Raw genomic sequence first — 17,631 nt, 5'->3', positions numbered from 1 at the left:
TCCACGTTCGCCATTGCATATGATTGCTCCCCCTCGCCATCGAACATCGGCGCTTGCAACACCGCAAGATCGCCGCCTAACATCAACGCCATATGAGGCCTACCCTCCGCCAATCTGGGCCGCCTGCTGGCTCAAACAATCTGACGACGAACATGCCAGGGAGTGAATGGATATGAAGGCGGGTCTGTTCGCAAGCGTGCTCGGCGTCGTCCTGATCTCCGTCAGTTACCAGGCAACGGCTAAGGCTGCGCCTGGCGGTGCGGATCTGATTCTGACCGACGCCCATGTCTATACGCTGCGCTGGGGCGAGCCTTCGCTGGATGGCATGCCTGCGCCCGATGCGCCCACCACAAACGGCAAGTGGCACCCCGATGCCGCAGCGGTGGCGATCCGCGGCGGCAAGATTATCTATGTCGGCAGCGACCAGGGGGCGCTGGCGCTGCGCGGCAAGCGGACCCGGGTGATCGATCTGAACGGCGCGACCGTGATCCCCGGTCTGGTCGATTCGCATACCCATTTCATCGAACTGGGCGCCAAGCTTGAATCGGTCGACCTGACCGATGTTGCTACCGAAGCGCAGGCGGTCGCAAAGGTGGCCGAGCGGGCGCGGTCCGTCCCCAAGGGCGAATGGATCTTCGGTGCCGGGTGGGACGAGGGTGCCTGGGCCAACCGCTATCCGGACAAGCAGCAGTTGAGCGCGGCGTTGCCCGATCATCCGGTGGTGCTGCGCAGTCTGCACGGTTTCGCCATCTGGACCAATCAGGCCGCGCTCGATGCCGGCAAGATCACCAAGGCCAGCCCGGTTCCGGTCGGGGGCGAGATGCGGCTGGGCCCGGATGGCGAGCCAAGTGGCCTTTTCCTGAACCGCGCGGCGACGATGGTCGAAGCGGCGGTGCCGCCCGAGCCGCAGGCGATTGTCGCGCGCCATGCGCTGAAGGGCCTGGGTCAGATGGCCACCGACGGCTATGTCGCGGTGCACGAGGCCGGTGTGGGTGCCCAAGCGATGGCCGCACTCCAGCAGCTGGAGGACCAGAACCGCCTGCCGATCCGGGTCTATGCCCTGCTCTCGCTGCGCGATCCGCCGTTGATGCGGCAGTGGATCGCCAGGGGGCCTGACCGGGACAGCGACAGCATGCTCGTCACGCGCGCGGTCAAGGCCTATTACGACGGCGCACTGGGATCGCGTGGGGCGCGGCTGCTGGACGACTATGCCGACAAGCCGGGCCACCGCGGGATCAGCGGAAGCGGTTATGGCTTTGACCGTGATCTGGCAAAGGCGGCGATGAAGGCCGGCTTCCAGCTGGGGATCCATGCCATCGGCGATGCGGGCAACCGCGAAGTGCTCGATTTCCTTGAGGCGGAGTGCAAGGCCGATCCCAACACCGCACAGGGCCGCCACCGGATCGAACATGCCCAGGTCATCTCGCCCGAAGACCAGCCGCGCTTTGCCCGGCTGGGCGTGATAGCCTCGATGGAGCCGCCCCATGCGGTGGAGGACAAGAGCTGGGCCGAAGATCGTCTGGGCCCGCAGCGCATCCTTGGCGCCTATGCCTGGCGCTCGCTGCGCACAGGCGGCGCGCGATTGACCTTCAATGCCGACAATCCGGGCTCCGACCACAGCATCTTCTATGGCCTCCATGCCGCGATCACCCGCCAGGACAAGCAGCTTCAGCCCCCCGGCGGATGGTATCCGGCAGAGCGGCTGACGGTCGAAGAAGCGATCCGGGGCTATACCAGTTGGTCGGCCTATGCCGCCTTCCGCGAAGACCAGACGGGGATCATTGCCAAGGGCCGATGGGCTGATCTGACAGTGATGGATATTGATCCCTTCGCCCTTGCCGCGACCGCTCCGGAAAAAATCCTGGCTGGCAGGATTCGGGCGACCATCGTCAGCGGCAAGGTGGTTTATCAGCGATAGGCCGATGGCCGCTGTTGTAAGGCAAAGTTCTGCAGTCCGAGCAGGACTTCAAATTTTCATGATGAGGCAGCAGCAACGAACGCAGCACTCGATCCCGACTGCACCCACGGTGCGTCCGGCGCGAAACGGGCCGACAAGCCTGTATCGCAAGGATTGATAGGCCTCGGAGCCCGCCGCGGCGTTGGTGCCGGCCACGGTTTGCGCCTGACTGGCTTCTGCCGCAGACTGACTGAACATCAGGGCGACGCCAAGAAAGCGGATCACCGGCAGCAGCGGCATGTTGTTGTCCCCGAGCCCAAGAATTTTCTGCTGCATGCCAGCAGGCAGCGAAAACGCAACGCGTCTATCCGTCAGCCATAATAACTTCGGGTCCGCCGGCAGATCAGCCCGCCAGCGCGATGGCATCAATCTCGATCCGGTAGCCGTGATGCAGTACCGGTACGGGAACGACTGTTCGGGCCGGCCGATGTTCGCCCATGGCTTGCGCATAGAGCGCATTGAAGACCGGCCAATCGGCGATATCCGTCACATAGACCGTGACCTTGACGATGGCTTGGCGCGATGCGCCGGCCGCCGCCAGCGCTGCAAACAGATTGGCCAGCGCCTGGTTCGCCTGTGTGGCGAAATAGGCCTCTGGCGCGTGGGTGCCACAGGGGAGAACCGGCAATTGGCCCGAGATGAACACGAAGCCACCGGCAGTGACCGCGTGGGAATAATGGCCGCCGGGCGGCGCGGCATCAGCCGGATTCACGCAGCGGATTTGCGGTTCACCAGCCACTGAATCGCTCCCAAGTGTCGACGATGGCGGGTGACCCTGCCACCACTTTATAGCAGCCATGCTGGGCCGCCGTGGCGCAGGCGTGATTGGGCAGGATGCGCAGGCGATCACCAACGCTGAACGTCGGCAGGCCGGTGGTGGCGCCCGGCCGCACGCCGATCACGCCATGTTCCTGGTTGGCCTGCAACACGATCACATCGCCCAGCACCTGGCCATCAAGGCTGCACACCAGGCCATAGCCCTGATCGATGGCCTGGCCCGCCGTGCCGCGATCGCGGGACAGCGCCATCCAGCCGGCATCGACAATCACCAGGCCACGTTCGGGATAGGTGCCGATGACCGTAGTCAGCACCGACAGGGCGATGTCTTCAAGCGGGCAGACGCCGACCCCGTGCATCACCAGATCGCCGAACATGAAGACGCCGGCGCGAAATTCGGTGATGCCATCAAGATTGCGCACGGCATTGCCGGTGGGGGTCGATCCGATGCTGACGATGCGGCAGGCATGGCCGGCCTGTTCCAGTAGGCGCGCAGCCGTTGCGGCGCGTGCGGCTTCCTGATCAGCGAAATGCGCCAGTTCGGCCGGATCAGACAGGGCATAGGAGCCGCCGGCATGGGTAATCACGCCGGCAAAATTTGGGCCCAGTGCAGCGGCGATGGCGATGAGGGCCGCGCCATCATCGAAGCCGACGCCGGCGCGGTGGCCATCAACATCCAGCTCGATCAGGGTCGGCAATTCGCCGCCAGGCGCAGCCGCACAGATCGCAGCGGCCATGGCGACATGGTCGGTGACGACGGTGAGATTGATGCCCTGTTCGCGCAGCGCCTGCACCGGCGCGATCTTCTGCGGTGACAGGCCGACGGCGTAGAGAATGTCGGTGAAGCCAGCCGCGCCGAACAGTTCCGCCTCCTTCAGGGTGGAAACGGTGATGGGGTGGCGGGCGCCTTTGAACAGCATCTCGGCGACTGCGATGCTCTTGGCGGTTTTCAGATGCGGGCGGAACAGCACGCCGGGGGCGACGCCGGCGATATGGCCCTGCATGCGCGCCATGTTGCGGGCGGCAATGGCGCGATCCAGCACCAGCGCCGGGGTGTTTATGGTGGACAGGGTGGCCATCAGACCATCGCCATCAGGCTGGCATTGCCGCCAGCCGCGGTGACGTTGATCGACGTCGATACTTCCTCCACCAGCCAGTCGCGGCGATAGCGGCCGCTTGCATCGACGAGCTGCACGATGGGGATCGGCCCGGCCATTGCGGCGAGCCGCGGCAGCAGTCCGGGCGTTACGGCTTCGACCAGCGCGGCGGCGCAATCGGCGGTTGCGGGCAAATCCGGCAGCCAGGTCAGCCGCTGGCTGACCAGTGCTGGCACGCTGGCAAAGGCGGATGGCGGCCCGCCCGGCCAGACGATGGCGGCGCTGTTGCCGCCTGCGAGCGCTGCGCCGACCTGAACGGCAAGGCCGGCTTCGGTGGCGGGTATCAGCAGCACAAGCCCGCGGGGGTGGAGGGCATAAAGGTTGGTTTCGCCGACCGGTCCGGGCAGTTCCAACTTGAGGCCGGTCAAGGCGCCGGCGATGGCCTCGCGCACCAATGCGGCGCTGGCGTCGAGGCTGGAGGCCTCCAGCCATTCCGCCCAGGCGACCGCAGCCGGGTCGGGCGCGTGGCCACCTGCAAGTCCGGTGTTGGGTTCCGACTGCACCAGCCGTCCGATATAGATCGGCCCACCAGCCTTGGGACCGCTGCCCGACAGGCCGCGCCCGCCAAAGGGCTGCACGCCCACCACCGCGCCAATGATGTTGCGGTTGATATAGATGTTGCCGGCGGCGGCCTTGGCTGTGACGGCTTCGATGGTTTCATCCAGCCGCGTGTGCAGGCCGAAGGTGAGGCCATAGCCGGTGGCGTTGATGGCATCGACCAGCGCGGCCATGGCGTCGCGCGGGAAACGGACGACATGCAAGACAGGCCCGAACACTTCGCGGCCGATCTGGGCGATGCTGTCGATCTCGATGATGGTGGGTGGCACGAAGCTGCCGTGGGCGGCCTCGGCGGGCAGGGGCAGCTGGTGGATGCGGCAACCAAGGCCACGCATGCGTTCGATATGGGCGGTGATGGTGGCCTGCGCTTCGGCGGTGATCACCGGCCCGATATCGATGCGCAGCCGATCAGGATTGCCCAACCGCAGCTCAATGAGCGCACCCTTGAGCATGGCCAATTGCTTGTCGGCAATATCCTCCTGAAGGCACAGGATGCGCAACGCCGAACAGCGCTGGCCGGCAGAATCGAACGCCGACGCGATCACATCGGCGGTGACCTGTTCGGATAGGGCAGAACTGTCGACGATCATCGCGTTTTGGCCGCCGGTTTCGGCGATCAGCGGGATCGGGTGATCGCCATGGCGGGCCAGTTCGGCCTGTATCAGCTTGGCCACTTCGGTGGAGCCGGTGAACATCACGCCGGCAATTTCCGGCCGCGCGACCAATGCTGCGCCGATACTGCCGTCGCCGGGCATAAACAGCAGCGCCTCGGCTGGCACGCCGGCCGCGTGCAGGATGCGCACGGCTTCGGCGGCGATCAGCGGGGTTTCTTCGGCCGGCTTGGCGATAACACCGTTGCCCGCCACCAGCGCCGCGGCGACTTGGCCGATGAAGATGGCCAGCGGGAAATTCCACGGGCTGATGCACAGCACCGGGCCGAGCGGGTTGTGGGTGGTGTCGAGCGTCTGGCGGGCCTGATCGGCATAGTAGCGCAGGAAATCCACCGCTTCGCGCACTTCGGCAATGGCGTTGGCGGCGGATTTGCCGGCTTCGCGAATGATCAGCCCCATCAGCAGCGGCATGTCGTCTTCCAGCCGGTCAGCCGCCGCGTCCAGCATCGCCGCGCGCTGGGTGACCGGAACGGCGGACCATGACGGGACTGCCTGCGCGGCAGATTGGGCAGCCCGATCAACATCGGCCAGTGTTGCAAATGCGACCGTGCCAACGGTATCGCTGCGGCCAGCCGGGTTGCACACCGGCACGTGGCTGGCGCTGGAAATATGCCCCGGAATCAGCGGCGCTGCCGTCCAGTCCCGCTGCACGCTTTCCTGCAGGCGCGCGGCAAGCGCGGCCAGTGCCGGCTCGCTAGCGAGATCGATCCCGCTCGAATTGCACCGCTGGCCATAAATGGCGGCGGGCAGGGCGATGACCGGGTGCGGGCTGCCGCCCAGTGCGCGGGCTTCCTCGACCGGATCGGCAATCAGTTCCTCAATGGAGACAGCCTCATCCCAGATGCGGTGGACGAAGCTGCTGTTGGCGCCGTTTTCCAGCAGGCGCCGCACCAGATAGGCCAGCAATGTTTCGTGGGTGCCCACCGGCGCATAGATGCGGCACGGGCGGTTCAGCTTGTCCGGCCCCACCACCTCTTCATACAGCGCCTCACCCATGCCGTGCAGGCACTGGAATTCGTAACTGCCCACGGCAAAATCCGGGCCGGCCATTGTGTGAATGGCGGCCAGCGTGTGGGCATTGTGGGTGGCGAACTGCGGGAACACCGCATCGCGGGCGCCGAGCAGTTTGGCGGCGCAGGCAAGGTAAGACACATCGGTGTGCAGCTTGCGCGTAAACACCGGGAAATCGCTGAGGCCATCCACCTGGGCGCGCTTGATCTCGCTGTCCCAATAAGCGCCTTTCACCAGCCGCACCATGATCCGCCGGCCGCTGCGGCGGGCCAGATCGATCAGCCAGTCGATCACCAACGGGCAGCGCTTGCCATAGGCCTGTACCACGAAACCCAGGCCGTCCCAGCCCTTCAGCACCGGCGACAACGCCAGCGCTTCCAGCAGATCGAGCGACAGTTCCAGCCGGTCGGCTTCTTCGGCATCGATGTTGAAGCCGATGCCATAGCCCTTGGCAAACTCGGCCAGCGCCGCCACGCGCGGCAGTAGTTCGGCCACCACGCGGTCAAGTTGCGCGCGGGCATAGCGCGGGTGCAGGGCCGACAATTTGATCGAGATGCCGGGGCCATCATACAGGCCGCGCCCGGCTGCCGCCGCGCCGATGGCGTGGATGGCGTGCTCATAATCGGCGAAATAGCGGTTCGCATCGGCCATGGTGGTCGCGGCTTCGCCCAGCATGTCATAACTGTAGGCAAAGCCCTGCGCTTCCAGCCGGCGGGCGCGTTTCAGCGCTTCCTCGATGGTTTCGCCGGTAACGAACTGATCGCCCATCATCTGCATCGCCATGTCGATGCCGCGGCGGATCACCGGTTCGCCGGCGCGCGCGATGAGCCGGGTGAGAACCGCGCCCAGCCCGGTTTCGGCAAAGCTCGCTGTCAGCTTGCCGGTCACCATCAGGCCCCAAGTGGCGGCGTTGACAAACAGCGTCTTGCCGTCGCCCAGATGCGCCTGCCAGTCGCCGCCGGCGATCTTGTCGCGGATCAGCGCGTCGCGGGTTTCATTGTCCGGAATGCGCAGCAGGGCTTCGGCCAGGCACATCAACGCCACGCCTTCCTGGCTGGACAGCGAATATTCCTTCACCAGGCCTTCCACGCCGCCCTGCTGGCCCTTGGCACGCAAGGCTGTGACGAGCGCGCGAGCCGTGGCGGCCACGCTCGGGCGCAAGGCGGCCGGCAGTTCGGCCAGCGGCAGCAGGGCCGCGACCGCCTCGGGCTCCGGCGTGCGGCAGGCGGCGGATATGCGTTGCCGTAACGGCGTGGCGGGAGACAGGGCAGGGGCGAAGGCAGCAAAGGGGGCAGGGCCAGTCATGGCCGCGATATCCCCCAAAGCCGCCCGGCGCACAACAGCGGGTTTGCCTCAACCCCTGGCCGGCCCCAGCGCCACGTCGAGCTCCTTCACGATGGCATCGATGGCGGCGCGCAGTTCGGCGTACCGCTCCGTGGGATGGTTGCCGATCTTGCCATCGAAATCCGCCGTTTGGCTGGCCAGATAGCGCACATGCGTGTCGAGCCCGGGCGGGCTGTAACGCACGGGCGGCGTGAGCAGGCGGGCGGCAATGCGGTTCAGCGCGGCCAGCTTCGCCGGATCAGTCGTGTCCTTCAGCGCGGCGCGCAGGCGGGTGGCGGCTGCGCCGGTATCGGCCGCCAGTTTCCCGACGCGCAGATTATGCTGATATTGCGCCTCCAGATCGGCGTTGGTGACGCCGCTGGCCAGCACGCGCGGATCGGCCACCACGGTCAGCGGCTGGCGCGTCGTCGTGCTGCCGGCCGTCATCACCACTGTATAGTCGCCTGGCGGTACCAGCGGGCCGCGATCATTGCCGCGGCGCAGATCCCAGATCAGGCGGTGCATGCCGGGCGTGGCATCCAGCTTGGTCTGCCACACCGGCCGGTAACGATAGCCCCGCGCCGCCCGCGCGGCCGGGCTGTCGCTGGAGAAGCGGCGCAGTTCCGTACCGCTGGCATCCACGATGCTCAAGGAAACCGCCGTTGTCCCGGCTGGCAGCACATAATCGATCATCGCGCCGGGCGGGCGATATTCGGGGCCTTGGCCGGGATCGGTGCCATAATCGGCCGATGGCGACACGCGCACGGCGGTGACCGGCTTCAGCAGCTGCGGCGCGGTGATCGTCGTTCCCTGCAACTGGCGCAGCACATCGATATTGTCGAGAATGTAGAAACCGCGCCCCTGCGTCGACAGCACCAGATCGCCGTGCGCCAGGCGGATATCGGTTATGGGGGTGGCCGGCAGATCGATCTGGAAGCTCTGCCAATGCGCGCCGCGGTCGAACGAGACATGCATGCCGAATTCGGTGCCGGCGTAGAGCAGCCCCGGCCGCACCGGGTCTTCGCGCACCACGCGCACCGGTTCATCGGCGGCAATGCCCGTGGTGATCCTCACCCACGTCTTGCCATAATCATCGGTGCGATAGGCGTGGGGGCTGAAATCGCCGAGCAGATAACGGTGATAGGCCACATAGGCCGTGCCGGCAGAGCGCACGCCGGGATCGATATTCTGCACCCGCCCGCCCGGCGGCAGGCCCTTGGGCGTGACGTTCACCCAGGTCTTGCCGCCATCGCGGGTGACGTGGATCAGGCCATCGTTCGACCCGGCCCAGATCAAGCCCGGCTGCACCGCGCTTTCGCGGATGGCATAGACGGTGGAATAAACTTCCTCGCCGGTCGCATCGATGGTGATCGGATCGCCCGACGCCATCCGGCCTTCCGGCGGATTGGCGGTGAGATCAGGGCTGATCACCTCCCAATTGACGCCGCCGTCCTTCGACCGGTGCACGTGCTGGGAGCCGTAATAGACGGTGTTGGGCTCAACCGGGGACACTTCCAGCGGCGCGACGCGCTGGAAGCGGAAGCGCAGATCCTTGGGGTTCGCCCCATAGAGCGATTCGCTCCCGATCCAGTATTGCTGCTCGTTGCGGTTGGTGCGCAGATCGAGCCGGCTGAACTGGCCCTTGCAGCCGGCCCACACCATCAGCGGATCATCGATCTTGGGGATGATCGGCCCGGTTTCGCAGCCCGGCCCTTCCATATAGGCTTGGCCGTTGCCCGTCGGCTGCGACGGCAGGATAACCGTCGAATTGTCCTGCTGCGCGCCATAGAGGCGATAGGGAAACTGGTTGTCCACTGCGACCTGATAGATTTCAGCCGTCGGCTGGTTGGATTGCACCGTCCAGGTGCGGCCGCCATCGCGCGAGACATTGGCGCCGCCATCATTGGCCTGCACGATCAGATTGCTGTTCTTCGGGTTGATCCACACATCGTGGTTGTCGCCGTGCGGGGTGGGCTCGTCCTTGAACGTCTTGCCGCCATCGGTGGAGCGGAACCAATCCTCGTTGCCGACAAACACTTGTTCGGCATTGTTCGGGTCCACGCCCAGCGTCGTGTAGTAAAATGGCCGCGTCGTCAGCTTGCCGTCGCCATTAACCAGCGCCCATGTAAGGCCGCGATCCTCGGAACGATAAAGGCCGGCGCCCGGCTTGGCTTCGATCAAAGCATAGAGCCGGTTCGGCGCGGCGGCGGACACGCCGATATTGGCTCTGCCGAACAAGCCAGTGGGCAGGCCGCCGGCCAGCTTTGTCCACGTATCGCCGCCGTCCACGGACTTGTAGAGGCCACCATCCTTGCTGCCCGAGGTGATGGTCCACGGCCGGCGGATGCCGTGCCACATGGCGGCATAAAGGGTTTTCGGATCGTCGGACGCCATCTCCAGATCGGCGGCGCCCAGCGTCTCGTTGATGAAAAGAACCTTGGTCCACGTCTTGCCGCCGTCGCGGGTGCGATAGACGCCGCGATCCTTTCCATAGGCAAAGGGGTTGCCGGTGCTGGCCACGAACACTTCATCAGGGTTGGCCGGGTTGATGCGGATGGTCGAAATCTGGCCAACGTCGCGCAGGCCCATGAACGCCCACGTCTTGGCGCCGTCCACCGATTTCCAGATGCCGCGCCCGATCGAGACGTTGCTGCGGATCTTCGACGAGCCGCTGCCGGCATAGACGATCTGGGGATTGCTGTCGGCCACCGCCACCGCGCCCATGGAGGCGACACCGATCTGGCCATCGCTGGTGTTGGTCCAGCTATTGCCCGAATCCGTGGATTTCCACACGCCGCCGCCGGTGGTGCCCATGTAGAAGGTGTCGGGCTGCGAGGGCACACCGGCGACCGCTGTCACCCGCCCGCCGCGCCACGGGCCCACCTGGCGATAATGCAGCCCCGACCATTGTGCGGGATCCTGTACCTGCGCGGCAACAGGTGCGGGCAGGGCGGCAAGGCTGGCCAGAAGAACGGCCCGGAACAATAACTGCTTCATCTTCATCCCCTGCTCCCTGCCGAACGCCGCAATGGTCCGGCCGCGTGTGTGCTTCTGACTCAAGCCGATGCGGCGGGGATTGGCAAGCGCGGGCGCTTTGGGCCAATCGCCTGTTGCCCTGCCGTTGCCAGACGTCATAGTCAGCGCTGGAAAATCGGGCCACTGATCTTGATTTGTTGATGTCCAAAGGTCCATCAAACATCGTGTGTGGCTTGGAACCCAAGGAAAGACACGCTGGCATGCCGTCCAGTCCCAATCCCAATCCCGGGGCCGAGGTGCTGGAAGTGCGGCCCCTGCAGCGCGCCGGCATGAAGGCGGATTTTTCCTGGACAACAGGGGCAAGCTCTCCTCCGATCTCTATCGTGAACTGACAGGCAAGGCATGACCATCCAGATCCATCCGACCACGCCGTTCGCCGGGCAAAAGCCGGGCACATCGGGCTTGCGCAAGAAAGTGCGGATGTTTGCCCAACCGAATTACGCGGAAAACTTCATTCAATCGGTGTTCGACGTGGTGGACCGCACCGAAGGCGCAACGCTGGTGATCGGCGGCGACGGGCGTTTTCATAACCGCGTGGTGATCGCCCAGGCTATCCGCATGGCGGCTGCCAATGGCTATGGCCGGGTGCTGGTCGGGCGGGGCGGTATCCTGTCCACACCGGCCGCCAGCCATGTCATCCGCAAATATGGCGCCAGCGGCGGCCTGATCCTTTCGGCCAGCCACAATCCGGCCGGGCCAGATGAGGATTTCGGCATCAAGTACAACATCGCCAACGGTGGCCCGGCGCCGGAAGCGGTGACCGAAGCCATCTTTGCCCGCACGCAGACGATTGACCGCTGGCTGTCCGTGCCCGGTGATGTCGATCTGGATCGCATCGGCACCAGTCACGTTGGTGGCATGGCAGTGGAGGTCATCGATCCGGTCGCCGATTATGCCGCGCTGATGGAAAGCCTGTTCGATTTCGCCGCGATCCGCGGCAAGGTCTCTGCCGGCTTCACCATGGCTTTTGACGCGATGAGTGCGGTGACCGGGCCTTATGCGACCGAGATTTTCGAGCGCCGGCTGGGCTTTGCAAAGGGTACTGTGCGCAATGGCACGCCGCTGGAGGATTTTGGCGGCCATCACCCCGATCCCAACCTTGTCCACGCGCACGAGCTGTATGAAGCGATGATGGCGCCGGATGCGCCGGATTTCGGCGCAGCTTCGGATGGCGACGGCGATCGCAACCTGATCATCGGCCGTCACCGCTTCATCACCCCGTCGGATTCGCTGGCGATGCTGGCCGCCAACGCCCATTTGGCACCCGGCTATGCCGCGGGCTTGAAGGGCATTGCCCGTTCCATGCCGACCAGCGCCGCGGCCGACCTTGTGGCCAAGGCGCTGGGCATCCCGTGCTTCGAAACCCCCACGGGCTGGAAATTCTTCGGCAACCTGCTCGATGCCGGCATGGTGACGATCTGCGGCGAGGAAAGCGCCGGCACCGGATCGGATCATGTTCGTGAGAAGGACGGGCTGTGGGCGGTGCTGCTCTGGCTCAACATCCTGGCCGTGAGCGGCATCAGTGTCGACGCGCTGGCGCGTGAACATTGGGCGCGCTTTGGTCGCAACTATTATGCCCGCCACGATTATGAAGCGGTGGAAAGCGAAAGTGCCAACGCCCTGATCGCCGAACTCACCCAGGCTTTGCCCAGCTTGCCAGGCCGCACTGTCGGCCCGCTCACCGTCGCGGAGGCGGATAGCTTCAGTTACACCGATCCGGTCGATGGCTCGGTCAGCGCCAACCAGGGCCTGCGCGTGCTGTTTGTGTGCGGATCGCGCATCGTGTTCCGCCTATCCGGCACCGGCACCGAGGGTGCGACCTTGCGGGTCTATCTGGAAGCCTATCAACCGCCCGATGGCGCCATCGATCGCGAAACGCCCGCGATGCTGGCCGATCTGATCGCGGCAGCAGAGACACTCGCCGGCATCACCCGCCACACGGGACGAGCCCGGCCCGACGTGGTGACATGACGCCCTGTTTCGCGGCTGGCCGCGCCCACGATTGTTACCGGCCCAATTGGGAATCGAATCCGGCGGCCGGCCTGTGGTTCGATCCGGCGAAGTTCCTTTTCGATCCCCATGCTGTCGAACTGGGTCGCCGCTTCGTGCAGGACCCGCAGCTGGCGCAGGACGGCGTGGACACCCCCGGCATCGTGCTGCCAGCCATTGTCCCCGGCCGGCTGCCCCGCGTGCGCCGCCGATCTGCGCGCCTTGCTGGACAGCCTGTTCGCCTCCACCGGCACCATCATGCTCACCGCCGGTGATGAATTCGGCCGCAGCCAGGGCGGCAACAACAATGGCCATGCGCAGGACAATCAGGCCAACTGGATCGATTGGGCAGGCCGCGACCGAGCGTTGGAGGGTCGTGTTGACGGCGCATAGGCTGGCTGGCGCTGAGCCTTTGCCAAAGCCCGGCTTGGCGCAGCCAAGCTAATGATTGCCGCAAACCCCGTGTTTCGGCCGGCTCCGGTGGTTTGCCGCACCGAAATCACCTGTTACCAGTGCTGTAACTCCCCTGGCGGACGGAAGGGATCGACCATGCACAATATCAGCCAGGGATTTTGCCCGGCATGACGGCATTGCCCGATCTTTCCATCGAATTCGTGCAGGCTCTGCTGCCCTTCATTGCGGTCGGCTTCCTGGCGCAGCTGATTGATGGCGCGCTGGGCATGGCCTTTGGCCTGATCACCAATCTGATGCTGGTTGGCATGGTGGGGCTGGCGCCGGCGCGGGCTTCGGCCAATGTGCATCTGGTCGAATGTTTCACCACGGCGGCTTCGGCGATCAGCCACATCATCTATCGCAATGTCGATTGGGGTCTGCTGGCGCGGCTGGCGATACCGGGCATGATCGGCGGGGCGGCCGGCGCCTATGTTCTCTCCAATATTGATGCCAGTCTCGCGCGGCCGTTCGTGATGGCCTATCTGGCCGGCATTGGCGTCTATCTGCTGTGGCGGGCTTGGCGGCTGGACCATGGGCCGCCCCGCCGCGCGCCGCGCCTGGTGCCACCATTGGGCCTCGTGGGCGGTTTTCTGGATGCGGCGGGCGGCGGCGGTTGGGGGCCGATCGTCACGTCTAACCTGTTGATTCAGGGCGCTTCGCCGCGCACCACCATCGGCACGGTGAACACCGCCGAATTCTTGGTGACGATGGCGATTTCGGTCAGCTTTGTCACCCAACTGGGGCCGGAGGCCTTTTCCACGGCCGTGATCGGCCTGGTGATTGGCGGGCTGCTGGCCGCACCGCTGGGCGCCATCATTGCCAGCCGGGTCCCCGCGGGCCGCTTGCTGGTCTTGGTGGGCCTGATGCTGGTGGCCAGCAGCATCTACAGCCTGTGGCTGGCGCTGGCCTGAAAAGGCCGGCATCCGTGGAAACCCCGGCTGGCGCATTGAAGCGATCGCCGCTGTAATATGCCCGTTACTCTGTTTGAGGAGATGGGTATGAACCTGCACCACGATGCTCTGGTTCTGGTTGTTGACGGCCAGAAATATCTGCTGCTCCGCAACAGCGGAGATTTTCGCAATCCAGTTCTGAAAGTGGAAGCAAGCGCCGAACGCAGCGGTGCGCCGACCCGCGATCTGGGCAGCGATCAGCCGGGCCGGGCCTTTTCCAGTGCAAGCGGAACGCCAAGCGCGATGGAACAGACCGATTGGCACCAGCAAGCCGAGGATCGTTTTGCAGCCGAAGCTGCCGGCTTGCTTGCCCGCCGTGCAGGGGGTGACGACGGGGCCGAAATCGTGATCGTGGCACCGCCGCGCACGCTGGCTGAACTGCGCCGCCACTACAGTCGGGAGGTGAGCGCCCGCATCGTCGCCGAAATCGACAAGGATCTGACCGGCCACCCGGTCGACGAGATTGCGGCCATCATTATCCGTTGAGCTTTCGCCAAAGCCGATTGCCTCTTGTTGCCCGGGTGCTAACACGGCGGCAAAAGGGAGACTGAATATGCGTTCTGTGTGGATGATGGCTGCCAGCCTGTCGGCGATGTTGGCTGGGCAGGGCCTTGCGGTAGAAGCGGCGAAGCCGACCACGCCGCCTGGGGTGGAAGCCTATTTCACCGGCCTGAAATGGCGCAACATCGGACCGGCGCGCGGTGGCCGTTCCATTTCGGCCATCGGCAGCGTCAAACGTCCTAACGAATACTGGTTTGCCGCAGCCGGCGGCGGCCTGTGGAAGACGACCGACGGCGGCACCAGCTGGCAGCCGATGACCGACGGCAAGACCGACACCGCGGCCTTTGGCGGGGTGGCGGTGTGTGAGGCCAATCCCGATATCGTTTATGCAACCACCGGCGAAAGCCAGCTGCGCGGCAATGTGCTGCCCGGCAATGGTGTGTGGAAAACCGCAGACGGCGGCAAGACTTGGGCGAAGATCGGTCTGGCCGATGTGCACAACTTCAGCCGCGTGCGGATTGCCCCCAAGGATTGCGACACCGTGTTTGTCGGCGGCTTTGGCCATTATGGCGCTGACAATCCCGATCGCGGCGTGTTTCGCACAAAGGACGGCGGCAAGACGTGGAGCAAGGTGCTGTATCGTGATGCCAAGACCGGCGCCGTGGACATCAGCATCGATCCTTCGAACCCCGATGTGGTATATGCAGCGCTGTGGGAAGCCTGGCGCAAGCCGTGGGGCATGTCGTCGGGCGGGCCGGGCAGCGGCCTTTTCAAGAGCCTTGATGGCGGCACCAGTTGGGCCGAGATCAGCCGGGCGCCCGGCCTGCCGAAGGACGGCCTGCTCGGCAAGATCGGGGTGAGCGTGTCACCGGTCGATCCCAACCGCGTGTACGCCATCATCGAGAATGAGGCGGCCGGCGGCGTCTATGCCAGCAATGATGGCGGCAAGACCTGGGAAAAGCGCAACGACAGCCGCGATCTGCGCCAGCGCGCCTTCTACTATACCCGCATCGTGGCGGACCCGAAGGACAAGGAGCGCGTCTATGTGCTCAACGTCAATTTCCACCGCTCCGATGACGGCGGCAAGACCTTCCCCAAGAAGATCCGCGTGCCGCACGGCGACAACCATGATCTGTGGATCGCGGCTGACGACAACAACCGCATGGTGCAGGCCAATGATGGCGGCGCCAATGTGTCCGTGAACGGCGGCACCAGTTGGACAAAGCAGAATTTCCCGACGGCGCAGATTTACCGTCTCAGCCTGACCGCCCACAAACCTTATTATGCCTGCGGCGGCCAGCAGGACAATTCGACCATCTGCGTGCCGTCGCGCGGCTGGGGCAACCAGAATGTGCTGGGCGGCCTCTATGGTATCGCCGTGGGTGGCGGCGAGAGCGGCTATGTGGCGCCCGATCCGCGCAATCCCGATATCTATTATGCCGGCAGCTATGGCGGCCTGCTCACCCGTTACGACCATCGCACCGGACAGAGCCGCACCATCACCGTTCGGCCGGACAATCCCATGGGCGCGTCGGCCAGCGACATTGCCGAGCGCTTCCAGTGGACCTTCCCGATCCTGTTCGATCCGCATGATGCCGGCACGCTCTATGTCACCTCGCAGCATGTCTGGAAGAGCCGCAATGAAGGTCAGAGCTGGGAAAAGATCAGCCCGGATCTGACCGCGCATGATCCTGCCACGCTGGGCCCATCGGGCGGTCCGATCACGCGCGATCAGACTGGGGTGGAAACCTATGCCACCGTGTTTGCGCTCGCCCCGTCGCGGCTGGAGAAGGGCGTGATCTGGGCCGGGTCTGACGATGGTCTGGTGCACATCACCCGCGATGGCGGCGCCAACTGGGCCAACATCACCCCGCCCAAGCTCCCGAAATTCACCAAGATCACCACCGTGGAAGACAGCCCCCACAGCCCCGGTACCGCCTATGTGGTTGGCCATCGCTTCCTGTTGGATGATTTCAAGCCCATCGCCTGGAAGACCAGCGATTATGGCAAGACGTGGGTGGAAATTGCCACCGGCCTGCCTGCCGACGAAATGGCGCGATCGATCCGGGAGGATGTAAAGCGCCCCGGCCTGCTCTATCTCGGCACCGAACGCGGGGTGTGGGCCAGCTTTGATGGCGGCAGCGCCTGGCACAAACTGCAGGCCAATCTGCCCGTGGTGCAGGTTTCGGATTTGGCGGTGACCGATCATGATCTGGTGATCTCCACGCACGGCCGCAGTTTCTGGGTGATGGATAACATCGACGTGCTGCGCCAGGTGCAGGCCGCTGCCACGCCGGAAACCCGGCTGTTTGCGCCGGCGCCGGCGGTGCGCGCAGTCGATGCCGGCGTTGCCATCGATTATTATCTGAAGGCCGCGCCCAAATCGCTGGGTATCGCGATCTACGGGCCTGATGGCGCCTTGATCCAACGCTTCGAAGGCAAGACCGAAGACCCCAAGAAGGACGAGAAGCCAGCCGGCGGCGATGATGAGGACGGCGGCGACGCGCCCAAGGGGCCGCCGACAGCCGCGATGCAGCCGGGCATGAACCGCTTCACCTGGAACATGCGCCATCCCGGCTTCACCGATTTCGACGGCATGATCCTGTGGACCAGCCGCAACCGCGGTGTGCTGGCGCTGCCCGGTGCCTACAAGGCGCAGCTGATTACCGATGGCAAGCAACAGGAGCAAGGCTTTGCCATCACGCGCGATCCGCGCGTGACGGGCGTGAGCGACGCTGATCTGAAGGCGCGCTATGATCTGGCCCAGGCCGTCACCGCCAAGGTGACAGAGGCCAACAAGGCCGTGCTGCTGGTGCGCAGCTTGCGGGCACAGGCCGAAGCGCAGGCCAAGGCCAAACCGCTGCCGGCACCGGTAACCGCGCTGCTGGCGAAGCTGGCGGCGGTGGAAGCCGAGATCTACCAGGTGACGAACCAGAGCCGGCAGGACCCGCTGAACTATCCTATCAAGCTGAACGACAAGCTGGCCGGCCTGATCGGCGTGATCGACAGCGCAGATGCGGCGCCCACCGATGGCGCGCAGGCGGTGTTTGCCGATCTGTCGGGCCAGCTGGCGCGGCAGTTGCAGGCGCTGGAAACGGCATTGACCGAATTGCCATCCGTCAATGCCGCACTGCAGGCCGCAGGGCTTAAGCCGCTGGACCGGGTGAAGTAGTCGGCGGGGTATTGCCTACTGAGGCGGAGGTCGCACACTGGCCGCCGTACCTTACCCTTGCTTTCCGTCATCGTTA

General features: G+C 65.0%; 11 protein-coding genes and 1 pseudogene. 7 read left to right on the top strand and 5 right to left on the bottom strand.

Translation table 11 applies throughout. The annotated features are described in order from the left end of the window. The first annotated feature begins 172 nt into the window (after positions 1–172). Positions 173–1,918 carry an amidohydrolase gene (locus G566_RS14485; RefSeq protein ID WP_169522868.1) on the top strand — a complete coding sequence of 582 codons (1,746 nt, stop codon included), beginning with the start codon at positions 173–175 and terminating at the stop codon, positions 1,916–1,918. A 48-nt stretch (positions 1,919–1,966) separates the two neighbouring features. Here the strand turns inward: G566_RS14485 and G566_RS0112850 are convergent, their stop codons facing one another. The 5 genes from G566_RS0112850 to G566_RS0112830 form a co-directional block, all read right to left on the bottom strand. After that, entirely contained in the window at positions 1,967–2,233 is a 267-nt protein-coding gene (locus tag G566_RS0112850; protein WP_022681076.1) for a hypothetical protein, read from the bottom strand. Positions 2,234–2,300: 67 nt separating this feature from the next. Next, positions 2,301–2,696, bottom strand: coding sequence for a RidA family protein (locus G566_RS0112845; protein WP_022681075.1), 396 nt, complete (start codon positions 2,694–2,696; stop codon positions 2,301–2,303). Then, positions 2,686–3,813: an alanine racemase gene (locus G566_RS0112840; protein ID WP_022681074.1), complete on the bottom strand. Its 1,128-nt coding sequence runs from the start codon at positions 3,811–3,813 to the stop codon at positions 2,686–2,688. Before G566_RS0112840 ends, G566_RS0112845 begins: the two co-directional genes overlap by 11 nt. Beyond that, positions 3,813–7,436, bottom strand: coding sequence for a bifunctional proline dehydrogenase/L-glutamate gamma-semialdehyde dehydrogenase PutA (gene putA, locus G566_RS0112835; RefSeq protein ID WP_022681073.1), 3,624 nt, complete (start codon positions 7,434–7,436; stop codon positions 3,813–3,815). Before putA ends, G566_RS0112840 begins: the two co-directional genes overlap by 1 nt. 48 nt (positions 7,437–7,484) lie before the next feature. Continuing rightward, the gene (locus G566_RS0112830; RefSeq protein WP_022681072.1) at positions 7,485–10,457 is read right to left on the bottom strand and encodes a VPS10 domain-containing protein; all 2,973 of its coding nucleotides are present in this window, start codon (positions 10,455–10,457) and stop codon (positions 7,485–7,487) included. Positions 10,458–10,832: 375 nt separating this feature from the next. Between G566_RS0112830 and G566_RS0112825 the strand changes: the two genes are divergently transcribed. The 6 genes and pseudogenes from G566_RS0112825 (at position 10,833) to G566_RS14480 (ending at position 17,555) form a co-directional block, all read left to right on the top strand. Further along, complete coding sequence (locus G566_RS0112825) at positions 10,833–12,461, top strand: alpha-D-glucose phosphate-specific phosphoglucomutase (RefSeq protein ID WP_022681071.1); 1,629 nt, start codon at positions 10,833–10,835, stop codon at positions 12,459–12,461. After that, a complete protein-coding gene (locus G566_RS15615; RefSeq protein WP_022681070.1) occupies positions 12,458–12,754 on the top strand; it encodes an early set domain-containing protein in 297 nt (98 codons plus the stop codon). The genes G566_RS0112825 and G566_RS15615 overlap by 4 nt, the downstream gene beginning before the upstream one ends. After that, positions 12,684–12,860, top strand: a pseudogene (locus tag G566_RS15705) (glycogen debranching enzyme); the annotation flags it as partial. The gene G566_RS15615 and the pseudogene G566_RS15705, both read left to right, overlap by 71 nt. 200 nt (positions 12,861–13,060) lie before the next feature. After that, on the top strand, positions 13,061–13,843 hold the full coding sequence (locus tag G566_RS0112810) for a sulfite exporter TauE/SafE family protein (protein ID WP_022681068.1): 783 nt from the start codon (positions 13,061–13,063) through the stop codon (positions 13,841–13,843). Positions 13,844–13,930: 87 nt separating this feature from the next. Continuing rightward, positions 13,931–14,368 (top strand): host attachment family protein, encoded by a 438-nt coding sequence (locus G566_RS0112805; protein WP_022681067.1) that lies wholly within the window; start codon positions 13,931–13,933, stop codon positions 14,366–14,368. A gap of 67 nt (positions 14,369–14,435) precedes the next feature. Further along, positions 14,436–17,555, top strand: a complete 3,120-nt coding sequence (locus G566_RS14480; protein ID WP_243442457.1) for a WD40/YVTN/BNR-like repeat-containing protein — start codon at positions 14,436–14,438, stop codon at positions 17,553–17,555. The last annotated feature ends 76 nt before the right edge of the window (positions 17,556–17,631 follow it).

Source organism: Sandarakinorhabdus limnophila DSM 17366, from assembly GCF_000420765.1.
Taxonomy (GTDB): Bacteria; Pseudomonadota; Alphaproteobacteria; order Sphingomonadales; family Sphingomonadaceae; genus Sandarakinorhabdus; species Sandarakinorhabdus limnophila.
The sequence above is the reverse complement of the archived record's forward strand: the minus strand, read 5'-3'. Positions and strand labels throughout refer to the sequence as shown.